Genomic DNA, 12252 nt, shown 5'->3' with positions numbered 1-12252 from the left:
GCCAATCGGCACGAGTCAGCTTTATTGAGAGGATGGTGTGGCAAGAATCGGCATCGCGGGTTTTTTACACGAGACGAATACCTTCGCCGCCAGCCGGGCGCGCTTCGCTACTTTCGTCGAGGCGGATGCGTGGCCCGGTCTGCTGGTTGGCGAGGAGATGTTCGGCGCGGTTTCGGGCGTCAACCTGGCGATCGACGGTTTTATCCAGGCTGCGCAGCCGTTGCACCAACTGGTGCCGCTATTGTGGGCCTCGGCCAACCCTAGCGGCCCAGTGACCGAAGATGCGTTCGAAGCGATTGCCTTCATGCTCGACCGCATGATCCGTGATGCGGGTCCGTTAGACGCGCTGTTTCTCGATCTGCACGGCGCGATGGTGAGCGAGCATCTGGAGGACGGCGAGGGCGAGTTGCTGCGGCGCCTGCGGCACAGAGTCGGCGCCACGCTGCCGATTGTCGTAGCGCTCGATTATCACGCCAATATCACACCGGCCATGTTCGAACATGCGAGCGGCCTGCTGACGTACCGCAGCTATCCGCATGTCGATATGGCGCAGACCGGGCAGCGTGCCCAGGTGTTGCTCGACCGTTTGCTTGGCGGCAGAGTGTTGCACAAGGGCTTTCGCCAGTTACCCTTTCTGATTCCCATGCCTTGGCAAAGCACATTGACCGAACCGATGCGCGGTTTGATTGCGCTCGGCGAATCGCTGGCATCGGAACAGGTTTTTGCGGCCGAGTTTGTGCCGGGTTTCCCGCTTGCCGATATCTACCATAGTGGCCCCAGCGTGATTGCCTATGGCCATGATCGGATGGCGGTCGAGCGGGCGGTCGCATCGTTGACGCAGGCTGCTCTTGCCAGCCAGGCCGATTTCGGCGGACATCTGTATGCGCCGACCGAGGCGGTCGCATATGCGCTTGAGCAGGGGGTGCGAGCGGAGGGCGCTACTACGGTCATCCTGGCCGACACCCAGGACAACCCGGGCGGTGGAGGGAGCGGCGATACGACCGATATCCTGCACGAACTGCTGCGGCAACAAGCGCAGCGGGTATGCGCTGGCGTGTTGTGCGATGCCCGATTTGTCGAAGCGGCAACGCATGCTGGCATCGGTGCTGTTATTGAGGTTCCGTTGGGTGGGTCTAGCGGCGTAGGGGCGCCTCCTCTGCAGGTTCCGTTTGAAGTGCTAGCACTGGGAACCGGCCGTTTCACCGGCACGGGACCGTTCTATCTTGGCTGCCAGATGGATCTCGGGCCGATGGCACGAGTGCGGTGCGGTGGCCCTCGCGGCGTCGAGATCGTAGTGTCGAGCCGCAAACAGCAGGCCGCCGATCAGGCCATGTTCCGCCATGTCGGCGCCGATCCAGCGGACTACCGCATCCTGGTCCTAAAGAGCTCGGTCCATTTCCGGGCCGATTTTGCCGCCTTGGCCGAGGAAATTCTGGTAGTGGCCGCGCCCGGGGTCAACGTCGCGGATTTGCGCCAGTTGCGTTACGAAAAATTGAGGCCGGGCATCAGGCTGCTTTGAAATCAGCCCAACACAATGGAGGGGAGCAGCCACGGCGCGTTCGCATCGATGATCGGCAGGAAGCGATTCTTCAGCAATTGCACGCTGTCTTGAGCGAGTTGCTGCGGCAGCAAACCCAGATCGTCCTGACGGGCGACCATGGTGAGTTCGCGGAAGAACTCCTCGCCGGGAATCGGCAGCAGGCGAAACGCCTGCGAGAACTTGTTGTCCGGGGTCAGCCCCGACTGCAACAGGCATAGCGGCGTGGTGATGGTCCAGCCGGCATTGGCCATCACGAGAGACATGATGGCGAAGGTATTGTCGAGCTGCAGGCGTACCGGTGGTTGAATCCCCCATTTCTCCAACTGGGTTTCGATGCTGCGGCCAATCACGGTGGTATTGCTGTAGCGGATGAAGTCGTCTCTGACCAGCAGGCTGCGCAGCGAGGGTACGGTTCCTTTGAAGTCGCCGGGCAACACCAGTACGAATGGTTCGCGCAAGATACGCTGACGGTACAGCGAAGGGTTTTTTGAAACCGCATCATCGGAGACGATAATGTCTACGCGTCTGGACAACAAGGCTTCGGCATGTTGATGCGATTGGCCGGTCACCATCGACCAGTTGGAGGTGCGCTGCCGTATTGCGGCCAGCAGCTCGGCGCCGATGCTGGTAGCCATGGAATCGACCAGCGCAATGCGAATATGTTTGAGCGGTTCGCCGTGCGGCTTGCAGAACTCTTGACTCAAATGCCTGGCGTCGTCCAGCAGCGCGCAGGCCCGGTTGTAGAACTGGCGACCCACGGGTGTCAGCATTGGGGGCCGTTGCGAGCGGTCCAGCAATTGCAGATTGAGGGTTTGTTCCAGGTTCGATAGCGTTTGCGAGACCGAAGACTGCGTGAGGTTGAGCCGTTGACCGGCGGCCGTCATGCCACCGGATTCGACGACGAGCACGAAGACTTCGAGCGCCTTCAGATCGAAATTGATGCCATTTTGCATAAGACCGGCTGATTTGCCGCCGCGAGAAGTAGCCAGGAGCGCGTGGGGTGCGCCACACCTCGGCGTAGTGTACCCGCTGTGAGCGGTGGAGTAAAAACGGCACTCAAACCTGACAAGTACGCATATGACTTTATTTTCTGCTGAGCCAGAGCTTGAAGGATCCTATGGGTCGTCGATTGCGGACGCCGCGGCGCCGGACCTTGCAGACGGTTTTTGCGTCAGCACGAGGGTCGCGAGAGATGCGGACGAGCAAGCAAGAAATCTTTCGGGCTGGCGGCAAACCTACGATCAACTGACGCCCGGTGCCTTTTCCGGTAGCGTGAGCGAGTTATGTCTGCTCGACATGACGGTATTCTGTGAAACCACCAGTCATGCGCTGCGGCAAACCTGCGAGGTTGGTTCGGATGCCTACTGGTTCGGCATTCCGTTGAAAAATGATGGCCCAGGTTTGATCGACGGTCATCTGATTGCGGACGACGCGCTCGCGGTGATGCGCGGGCGGGACGAGTTCGAGTTGGTGACGGCGGGCGGATACCGGATCCTGGGCGTGGTGATCGACGAAGCCGAATTACGCACCTATGCCCACGAGGTCGAGCGCATCGATTTTTCTGACGAGGTGCTGAGACGGCAGATTCTCCATGTCGGCGCAGCGCGCAAGGCTCACTTGTGCGAAGCCTTATCGATTCTCTTGCAGACTGCGCAAGAAGATTCGCAGCCGCTTTCCGCTGTCGCAAGCGCTAACGTGCAGTCGTGTGTCCTTGCCATGTTGTTCGATCTGGCGGGCTCGTGGCAAACCGACGATCTGCCTGAAAGCCGCTCGAAATCGGATCGATATTGGATCGTCATGCAGGCGCGTGACTATATCCTCGCCAACCGTAATCGCCCGGTTTCGGTCCCCGAGTTGTGCCGCCAGTTTCACGTCAGCCGGCGTACCTTGCAGTACTGTTTCAAAGAGACCTTGGGCATGACGCCCATGTCGTATCTGCGAGCGATCCGGCTCAATGGCGTGCGGCGCGATTTGAGCTCACCGCAGGACCGGCTGCCGAAAACGGTGCAAGGCGTTGCTGCCGATTGGGGGTTCTGGCATTTGAGCCAGTTCGCGACGGACTATCGCAAGCTATTCGGCAAGCTGCCTTCGGAGTCGTTGCGCGAGGCGGTCCAATAAGGCCGCGTCGCGTCGCGTCGCGTCGCATCGCATGCGGTGCGAGTGCTTTCACCTGCTATGAGCGTGCCGCGCTCGCCCAAGCTGCCGCCGCCTTTGCTCGATCCAAATCCCTCCTTGCCATGCGGATAGTTCCGCAGTAGTATTTTAATCCATAACCATATGGCTATGGATTCAATATGCCGAACGCCCAGGATATGCTCTTCAGAACGCTCGCCGATCCGACCCGGCGAGCTATCTTCGAACGCTTGTGTCGCGAAGGAGAGCAAACGGTCGCCGCCCTGACGGCTCAAGCCGGCGTTTCGCAACCGGCCGTGTCCAAGCATCTTGCGCTCTTGAAGCAAGCCGGCCTCGTGCTCGACCGCCATCAAGGTCGCCAGACACACTACAGCGCACAGTTCGGCGCGCTTGCTCCACTGTTCGACTGGACAAGTCAGATGGCCAGTTTCTGGCAGAGCCGGTTCGACCTCCTCGAAGACCTGCTGAAAAGGATGGACCAATGAACGACAAGCTGACCGAAACGCTCTCCGTCGTCGTCGAACGTGAGATGCCTCATCCGCCAGAAAAGATCTGGCGCGCGCTGACTCAACCACACCTGATCGAGGAGTGGCTGATGAAGAGCGACTTCAAGCCCGACATGGGCCACCGTTTCAATCTTCGTGCAGACTGGGGCGCTGTCGACTGCGAGGTTCTCGTAGTCGAGCCAAACAAAACGCTGTCTTACACCTGGGCGGCCTACGGTCTAGAGAGTGTCGTCACCTGGACTCTTACCCCTACGAGTACGGGGACGCACCTGCGCATGGAACAGTCGGGCTTCAGGCCGGATCAGCAGCAGGCGTACCATGGCGCCGGGTACGGGTGGAAGAAGTTCTTCGCGAACCTTGAGCAGGTGTTGGCGCGGATAGATTGATGCCGGCACAACTAAAAACGGGAGATCCAATGAAGCCTTCGGAACAAATCGACCAACTGATCGCAGGAATTACAGACTGGCGTGGCAAAACGTTCGCTACTGTCCGCAAGACTATCCTCGCGGCCGATCGAGACATCGTCGAGGAATGGAAGTGGATGGGAAGTCCGGTGTGGTCTCGCGACGGAATGATTGCGGTCGCGAATGCCCATAAAGGGAAGGTGAAGGTTACTTTTGCGCACGGGGCGGGCTTGCCGGATCCCGACAAGCTCTTTAACGCGGGCCTTGAAGGCAACGCGAGGCGGGCGATCGATTTTTTCGAGGGTGACGAGGTGAATGAGCGTGCGCTAAAAAAGCTCGTCCTTGCCGCTATTGAATACAACCAGCTCAAATTGAAGAAGAACGCGCCAGCGCGTTCCCGAGCGAAAGCAAAGAGCGAAGAGGCGTGAGGTTGGCGGGCCTCAACTTTATCTTTAGCCGATAGTACGTCTCAATCCAAGAGATTCCATGAGCGATATAGCAGGGACCGCGGGATATGGCGCCGAGGCGGCGAAGCTGGCCATCCAGTATGAAAGCATTAAATTCGAGGATGTTCATAGGGATGTGATTCACTTGATCCCTCTGAAAGCCAGTCACGTGCTCGACATCGGGGCCGGTTCCGGCCGCGATGCAGCGGCGCTTGCCAAGCTTGGGCATCAGGTCGTAGCAGTCGAACCAACGCCGGAGTTGAGGAGCGAAGGGCAACGGCTTCACGCGCTTGCGAATCTCGAATGGGTTGATGATCAGTTGCCTATGCTGCATGTCATGCGCGGCAGGCGTCAGCGATTTGATCTGATCTTGCTGACTGCCGTCTGGATGCATCTCGATGCGTCGGAGCGCGAAATAGCTATGTTCGCGATTGCGGAGTTGCTGGATGAGGGTGGCCTGGTGATTATGTCTCTCAGGCATGGCCCAGTGCCGGTTGGGCGGCGCATGTTCGATGTGTCCGCGGACGAGACGGTCGCGCTTGGGATGCGGGCTGGACTGCACAAGCATCATTGCAGCAGTCGCGAGGATATGCTTGGGAGAGCGGATGTGAGTTGGAGCTTTGTTGGGTTGAGGAGGTAGCAGTGGGATCTGGAAGTATCGTCATCCGCACCGCGATGCCCGCAGACGCTACGGCTCTTCAATCGTTGTATCGCCAATCAGGCTTAATCGCCGGCCAGTGATACAAAGCGACCGCTCCGCGCATGCGTCCTTGCCGGGTGGCGGCCACCTGACGACCGCGAAACCAGAACGCAACCGATACGACCCGTGTGCCGGGCTTTAACATTCCGTCGAGCAGGTTGGCCAGCTTAACCATCGGATTGCGCATCAAATAGCAGGTCACTGCATCGGCATCTGCCAGGTCGCGCTTGTTGAAGTCTCCCCATATCAGCGAAACATTCGGCATCTTGCGGGTCCGGAACCGAGCCACCAGGTAGGGCAGAGGCGATATTTCGATGCCTCGCACCTCGGCATTCGGGAACGCGCGTGCCAAAGCGATCACAAGCGCGCCCCAGCCGCTGCCTAGCTCATAGATGACCGCCCGTTGCGGAAGGTTCGCGTCTTTCAATAGCGCAATGGCGTCAGCGGCTTCAGACGCGCTCAAGGAAAGCGAAGGGACGCCCGTCAATAGCTGAACGACAATGAGCGATAAACAAGCAGTGGTGACGACGAAGATCGCCAGAAACGAAACGATATCTGACATGGCGGGTTGCCGGTTCGCTATGTGCTTTTCAAGTGCCGTCAATTCGTCAGCCGAGGTGACGGCGTTCTATCGGTGCAATGCGCTTAGCCTTCCTGACGAGTAGGGCGGAACAGGATTTCGTTCACATCCACTTCCGGCGGCTGGCTAATTGCGAAGGCCACCGCGCGGGCGAAAGATTCGGCCGGGATCGCGATGTCTTCGTAGAATTTTTGCACAAATCCGGCGACGCCGGGCTCAGTGATACTGCTCGGGAGTTCGGTGGCCACGGCGCATGGAGAGATAACCGAGGCTGGCGAGCATCTGCTGCGGCGAGTCGGCCCGGCGCTGGCCGACCTGGAAGATGGAATCAACGAAGTGGCCTCGGCAGGCGACCGGCCATCTGGATCGATACGGATCAGCGCCGCCGAAGCCGGGGCCAAACCGCTGGTTCGTCATGTCCTGCCGGATTTTCTGGCCGCTTATCCCGGCATCCACGTCGAAATTGTCGTGGACACCCGGCTCGTGGATATCGTCGCCGACGGTTTTGATGCCGGCATCCGGGTTCTTGGCGACGTGCCGCGCGATATGATTGCCGTCGAATTCGGCCCCGGGTTCCGCTTCGCCGCAGTCGCGTCACCGGCTTATCTTTCGCACCACAAACCGCCGAAAACCCCGCAGGACCTGAAGCAGCATAGGTGCATCCGTTTCCGGTTTGCGAGCGGCACGCTCTATCGCTGGGATCTGGAACGCCGGGGCAGCAGCGCCAGCATCGACGTTGACGGTCCGATGACGCTTGGCAATACGAACCTGATGGTCGATGCCGCGCTGGCCGCCATCGGCATTGCGTGGGTTCCGGAGTATCACGTGGTGGAGCACCTCGCGTCTGGCCGACTGGTGCATCTGCTTCCTGACTGGAGCCCTTCGTTACCGGGCTTGTGTCTCTACTATCCGGCCAATCGACATTCGCCGACCACGCTCAGGCTGTTTTCGCAGGCCGTGCGCGAATGGGCCAAGTGGGAGTCTCGTTAGAGGAAACGTAGCAGACCTTTGTACCTTCAATAGATTACGCCGCACCACGCAACCGGCGCGTGGGCTCTGTCCTATGCAGATGCACGGCATAGGTGTCCCAAGGCAATTTGATGCCTTGTTCCGAGCTTTTGGAAATCTGAACCAGAATCCGTCCTGCCTCACCGCGGTGATAACCGCCATGGGTCACGACATGGGTCAGCATTTCTTCGCGCGTCATATACCCATTGTCGCCATCGGTGAAGGCAAACGCAACAGATTCGGACAGCATCGCCGGTGTAACCGTCCGCAGGTAGTCAAGGTACCACTGGTCTGTCGCCGCCAGGTTAGCACGCAGTTCTGCGAGATCTGGGGTGTCCGGCGTATTGTCCGCCTGGAAGTGATGAGGTTCGCCTGTGAGATGAGCGACGAAGATCCTGTTCACCACCAGGCAATGATTCATCAAGCGGATGGCAAGATGCAGTTCCGCAGGATGACGCTCTGCGCTCACGCTATCCATTGCATCGAGGAGCTCGCCATTGGCCCACGCCTGATAGCGGAACATCTTCAGCAGCAATTCACTTACACCCATCGTGTCACTCTCCTGATTCGAACAAAATGTGAGCTTGGCTCCCACATTATTTCGGGAGAGATCTCACATGTCTACTCGCGTTTCCGATCTTGCAGTTGCGCTGCGAAACAAGCCGCGCCAAGCTATTTTCAGGGCCGAGGTACTGGCAAGCGTCGCGGCATGAACTCGCGTTCTGGATTCTTCTACCGCTACGGCGTACCTCGCGAAGGTGCGCCCATCCCACCGGTTTTGCTATCATTACTGTATAAACATACAGCCCCCGTGATTGCCTTTGGTGACAGATGCTCCCTGACGCGCCTTCCGTCGCTCCTGCTGAGGTTCCTTTCGCTGTCGCCGGCGCGCCTTCGGCTACTGCTAACGTCTCCGGAACCTCCTCCGCGCCGCAACCCGTCTCGCCCGCCGCCCTGTACTACCTGCTGAATTTCGAGCGGGCGCTGGCATGGCTCGCCGGGCGCTATGACGACATCTTTAGCCCTGACGAACGCAGTTTCCTCGAAGCCTTCCGCAGCCTGCCCCAAACCTCACGGGCCTTGCTGGTCCGAATGCTGATGCGCAAAGGCACGTTGTTCAGGGCGAGCCGCCTGAGCTACGAGGAGATCGGCTGTCCGCTGCACGCCGCTGCGCCGCTGGTCGCGCTCGGCTGGATCGATCCCGCGCCGCACCTGAGTCTCGATGAGTTGTTCGCGCTCGCCACCCGCCCCGAGCTAGTGCAGATGTTCGCCGGCATCCTCGCGCGCAAGGGTAGCCGCAAGTCGGATTTGCTCGACGGGCTGCGAGCCACGCACGGCGACCCGCGTCCCTTTGATGTCTGGAACCCGCAGTCCACCGACCAGGTTTTCCATGTCGCCATCGCGCCGCTGTGCGAGCGTCTGCGGCTAATGTTCTTCGGCAACATGCACCAGGACTGGTCGGAATTCGTCCTCGCCGACCTCGGCGTGTTCCAGTACGAAACGGTGGCCTTCGCACCGTCGTCGCGGGCCTTCCGTCAGCGTGCAGATGTGGATGGCTATCTCGCCTTGCAAGCCTGCCGGGAAACGCTTGAAACGCTTGCGGAGGGCGAACCCATCGAGCCGTTGCTTGCCGAAATCCACGCCATCGAAACCACCAACCCGTGGCTCGAAACTCGCCGCGCCAAGCTGCTGTTTCTCATCGGCCAGCATTGCGAGCGTTATCAGCAGTGGGACACGGCGCTCACCGTCTATGGCGCTTGCAGGTGGCCGGGGGCACGTCATCGGCGCATGCGGGTGCTGGAGCGCTGCGGCCGTTTCGAGGCGGCTTTGACGCTGGCGTTGCAGGGAGCCGAAGCGCCGGAAAGCGAAGAGGAGCGGCAGCGCGTGGTGCGCATGCTGCCGCGCTTGCAGCGCCGCTTGGGCCACCCAGTTGCGAAGGCAGCTGTGGCGCGCCGCATCGAGCGCAGTGCGCTGGTATTGGTGAGGCCCGCCGCACCGTTTGCCGTCGAATATGCGGCGCGCGACCACCTGAGCAGCGCAGAGGCGCCGGTCCATTACGTCGAGAACGCGCTGATCAACTCGCTTTTCGGTCTGCTGTGCTGGGAGCCGGTTTTTGCGGCGATTCCGGGTGCGTTCTTCCATCCGTTCCAGCGCGGCCCAGCCGATCTCCATGCGCCCGATTTCCATACGCGCCGCGCCGCCCAGTTCGACGCCTGCCTCGCGCAGCTCGACACAGGGGTATATCGCGAGACGATCCTGCGGCACCTCGAGAGCAAAGCCGGGCTGCAGTCGCCGTTTGTGTTCTGGGGTGTCCTCACACCCGAACTGATCACGCAGGCACTCGACCGTCTGCCGGCCGCGCATCTGAAACTGTGGTTCGAGCGCTTACTGCGCGATATCCGCAGCAACCGCTCCGGTCTGCCCGATCTGGTGCGATTCTGGCCGGCCGAGCGGCGCTACGAGTTGATCGAGGTGAAGGGCCCAGGCGATCGTCTGCAGGACAACCAGATCCGTTGGCTGGAATACTGCGCACAGCACAGCATGCCGGTGCGGGTGCTCGACGTTCGCTGGGCCGACGACGCACTTGCAACCGGCGACGAGGCTGCCGCATGAGCTACGTGGTGGCGGTGCGGGCGATGTGCGAGTTCACCGCGCGGCGGGGCGATCTCGACCTGCGCTTTACCCCTGCGCCCACGGCGTCGGAAGGGATTGCCGGGCACGCCACCGTGGCTTCGCGGCGCGGCAGCGGCTACGAAGCGGAAATCACACTCGCCGGCACGCACCGCAGCCTGAGCGTGCGCGGCCGGGCCGACGGCTACGATGCCAGGCTCAACCGGCTCGAGGAGGTCAAGACCTATCGCGGCGATCTCGAGGCGATGCCGGACAATCATCGCGTGCTGCATTGGGCCCAGGCGCTCGTCTACGGGCATCTGCTGTGCCAGACACGCGGGCTTGCCGAACTGCACGTCGCGCTGGTGTACTTCGACATCGCCAGCCAGAAGGAAACCATCCTGACGCAGTTGCATAGTGCGGCTGCGCTGGAGGCGTTCTTTGTCGAGCAGTGCGAACGGTTTATCGGGTGGGCGATGCAAGAGGAAGCGCACCGCAGCGCACGCAACGCAGCCTTGAGCACGCTGGCGTTTCCGCATGGCCAGTTCCGCAGTGGTCAGCGTGAGCTGGCGGTCTCCGCCTATCGTGCCGCGCGCGACGGGCAGAATCTGATGGCGCAAGCGCCAACCGGCATCGGCAAGACGCTTGCGACGATTTTTCCGCTGTTGAAGGCTTGCGCCGAGGATCAGGTGGAGCGGATCTTCTTCCTGACCGCGAAAACGCCGGGGCGTGCCCTCGCGCTGGATGCGATCGAGACGCTGCACGCCAGCGCCGCGTCCGCAGCGGACGCTGCTGCAAGCCTCGACACCGCCGCCACGAGCCCCGCCGCCACGTCACCTCTACCGCTACGCACGCTGGAACTGGTCGCCCGCGACAAAGCTTGCGAGCACCCCGACAAGGCCTGCCACGGCGACTCTTGCCCGCTCGCTCGCGGCTTCTACGACCGACTCGACGCCGCCCGCAGCATGGCGCTGGCCGGGAATCGCCTGGACCGGGCGGCGGTCCGCACGGCGGCGCTCGCGCATGACGTCTGTCCGTACTATCTCGCACAGGAACTCGCGCGCTGGAGCGACGTGGTGGTGGGCGACTACAACTACTACTACGACAGCAGCGCGCTGCTGTATGCGCTCACGCAGATGAACCAGTGGCGGGTCGCGGTGCTGGTCGACGAAGCGCACAACCTGCTCGACCGGGCGCGTCGCATGTACACGGCTTCGCTGGAACAAACGGCGTTCCGGGCCGCCCGTAAGAGCGCACCCGCTGGGCTGCGCAAGCCGCTCGAACGGCTGAACCGCGAGTGGAATGCCTTGAATCGTGCGCAGACCGATGCCTACCAGGTGCATCCGGACATTCCGCCGCGTCTGTTGAGCGCTGCGCAAAACCTGATCGGCGCGGTCACCGAGCAGCTAGCCGAAGCGCCGCTGTCGATCGACGAAACCCAACTGCGTTTCTATTTCGACGCGATGCATTTCGTCTCGCTCGCCGAGCAGTTCGGCGAGCACTCGGTGTTCGACGCAACGCTCGCGCCGGACCGCTTTGCCGCCCGTCCGAAAACCGCCTCGACCCTGTGCGTACGCAACGTGATTCCCGCGCCGTTCCTCGCCCCGCGCTATGCAGCGGCGCGCACCACGGTGATGTTCTCGGGCACGCTCAGCCCGCATCATTTCTATCGCGATACGCTCGGGCTGCCGGAAGAGACGCGCTGGCTCGACGTCGAGGGGCCGTTTCGCGCGGAGCAACTGAAGGTGCACGTGGCCGGTCACGTGTCGACCCGCTGGCGCGACCGCGAGCGCTCGCTCGTACCGATCGTCGATCTGATCGCGCAGCAGTACGCCGCCCAGCCCGGCAATTACCTGGGTTTCCTGAGCAGTTTCGATTATCTGCAGCGCGTGGTGGCGTTGATGCGCGAACGTTATCCGGAGCTGCCGGTGTGGGTGCAAGAGCAGGGCATGGACGAGGCCGCGCGCGAAGCCTTTCTGGCGCGCTTCAGAGCGATGGGCCGCGGTGTCGGCTTTGCGGTGCTGGGCGGGGCGTTTTCGGAGGGCGTCGACCTGGTGGGCGAACAACTGATCGGCGCCTTTATCGCCACGCTCGGCCTGCCGCAGATGAACGACGTCAACGAGCAGATGCGCCGCACCATGGAGGCGAAGTTCGGCAACGGCTACGACTACATGTATCTGTATCCGGGCCTGCAGAAGGTAGTGCAGGCAGCGGGGCGGGTGATTCGCACGGAGCAGGATGTAGGCGTCGTCCATCTGATCGACGACCGCTACCGCCGCCCCGAGGTGCGCCGCTTGCTGCCCCGCTGGTGGCAGGTGCCGTAAG

General features: G+C 61.4%; 12 protein-coding genes and 1 pseudogene. 9 read left to right on the top strand and 4 right to left on the bottom strand.

The window, feature by feature from the left end; translation table 11 throughout:
- Nucleotides 1-37: 37 nt before the first annotated feature.
- On the top strand, nt 38-1519 hold the full coding sequence (locus BLQ92_RS19040; RefSeq protein WP_090686090.1) for a M81 family metallopeptidase: 1482 nt from the start codon (nt 38-40) through the stop codon (nt 1517-1519).
- 2 nt (nt 1520-1521) lie between these two features.
- Here the strand turns inward: BLQ92_RS19040 and BLQ92_RS19035 are convergent, their stop codons facing one another.
- Entirely contained in the window at nt 1522-2493 is a 972-nt protein-coding gene (locus BLQ92_RS19035) for a LysR family transcriptional regulator (protein WP_090686089.1), read from the bottom strand.
- Between the two features lie 124 nt (nt 2494-2617).
- On the opposite strand from BLQ92_RS19035, the gene BLQ92_RS19030 reads away from it, so the two are divergent.
- The 5 genes from BLQ92_RS19030 (at nt 2618) to BLQ92_RS19010 (ending at nt 5669) form a co-directional block, all read left to right on the top strand.
- Complete coding sequence (locus BLQ92_RS19030) at nt 2618-3658, top strand: helix-turn-helix domain-containing protein (RefSeq protein ID WP_090686088.1); 1041 nt, start codon at nt 2618-2620, stop codon at nt 3656-3658.
- A gap of 176 nt (nt 3659-3834) precedes the next feature.
- A complete protein-coding gene (locus tag BLQ92_RS19025; RefSeq protein WP_090686087.1) occupies nt 3835-4158 on the top strand; it encodes an ArsR/SmtB family transcription factor in 324 nt (107 codons plus the stop codon).
- Nucleotides 4155-4565, top strand: coding sequence for an SRPBCC family protein (locus BLQ92_RS19020; protein ID WP_090686086.1), 411 nt, complete (start codon nt 4155-4157; stop codon nt 4563-4565). The genes BLQ92_RS19025 and BLQ92_RS19020 overlap by 4 nt, the downstream gene beginning before the upstream one ends.
- 29 nt (nt 4566-4594) lie before the next feature.
- Nucleotides 4595-5011, top strand: coding sequence for a DUF1801 domain-containing protein (locus BLQ92_RS19015; protein ID WP_090686085.1), 417 nt, complete (start codon nt 4595-4597; stop codon nt 5009-5011).
- A gap of 58 nt (nt 5012-5069) precedes the next feature.
- Nucleotides 5070-5669 carry a class I SAM-dependent methyltransferase gene (locus tag BLQ92_RS19010; RefSeq protein WP_090686084.1) on the top strand — a complete coding sequence of 200 codons (600 nt, stop codon included), beginning with the start codon at nt 5070-5072 and terminating at the stop codon, nt 5667-5669.
- Nucleotides 5670-5727: 58 nt separating this feature from the next.
- Here BLQ92_RS19010 and BLQ92_RS19005 read toward each other — a convergent pair whose 3' ends face one another.
- Nucleotides 5728-6291, bottom strand: a complete 564-nt coding sequence (locus tag BLQ92_RS19005; RefSeq protein WP_090686083.1) for a class I SAM-dependent methyltransferase — start codon at nt 6289-6291, stop codon at nt 5728-5730.
- Between the two features lie 83 nt (nt 6292-6374).
- Nucleotides 6375-6578: pseudogene (locus BLQ92_RS19000) on the bottom strand (oxidoreductase); the annotation flags it as partial.
- Between BLQ92_RS19000 and BLQ92_RS18995 the strand changes: the two are divergent.
- Nucleotides 6550-7299, top strand: coding sequence for a LysR substrate-binding domain-containing protein (locus BLQ92_RS18995; RefSeq protein WP_244106273.1), 750 nt, complete (start codon nt 6550-6552; stop codon nt 7297-7299). The pseudogene BLQ92_RS19000 and the gene BLQ92_RS18995 sit on opposite strands and share 29 nt — an antisense overlap.
- Before the next feature lie 34 nt (nt 7300-7333).
- On the opposite strand, the gene BLQ92_RS18990 is transcribed toward BLQ92_RS18995, so the two are convergent.
- The gene (locus tag BLQ92_RS18990; RefSeq protein ID WP_090686082.1) at nt 7334-7867 is read right to left on the bottom strand and encodes a DinB family protein; all 534 of its coding nucleotides are present in this window, start codon (nt 7865-7867) and stop codon (nt 7334-7336) included.
- A 281-nt stretch (nt 7868-8148) separates the two neighbouring features.
- Here BLQ92_RS18990 and BLQ92_RS18985 point away from each other — a divergent pair, with 281 nt between their 5' ends.
- The gene (locus BLQ92_RS18985; protein ID WP_090686081.1) at nt 8149-9930 is read left to right on the top strand and encodes a VRR-NUC domain-containing protein; all 1782 of its coding nucleotides are present in this window, start codon (nt 8149-8151) and stop codon (nt 9928-9930) included.
- The gene (locus BLQ92_RS18980; RefSeq protein WP_090686080.1) at nt 9927-12251 is read left to right on the top strand and encodes an ATP-dependent DNA helicase; all 2325 of its coding nucleotides are present in this window, start codon (nt 9927-9929) and stop codon (nt 12249-12251) included. The genes BLQ92_RS18985 and BLQ92_RS18980 overlap by 4 nt, the downstream gene beginning before the upstream one ends.
- Nucleotide 12252 lies beyond the last annotated feature (1 nt).

This window comes from Paraburkholderia phenazinium (genome assembly GCF_900100735.1).
Classification (GTDB): Bacteria; Pseudomonadota; Gammaproteobacteria; order Burkholderiales; family Burkholderiaceae; genus Paraburkholderia; species Paraburkholderia phenazinia.
Note: the sequence above shows the minus strand (reverse complement) of the source record. Positions and strands in the feature narration are given on the sequence as shown.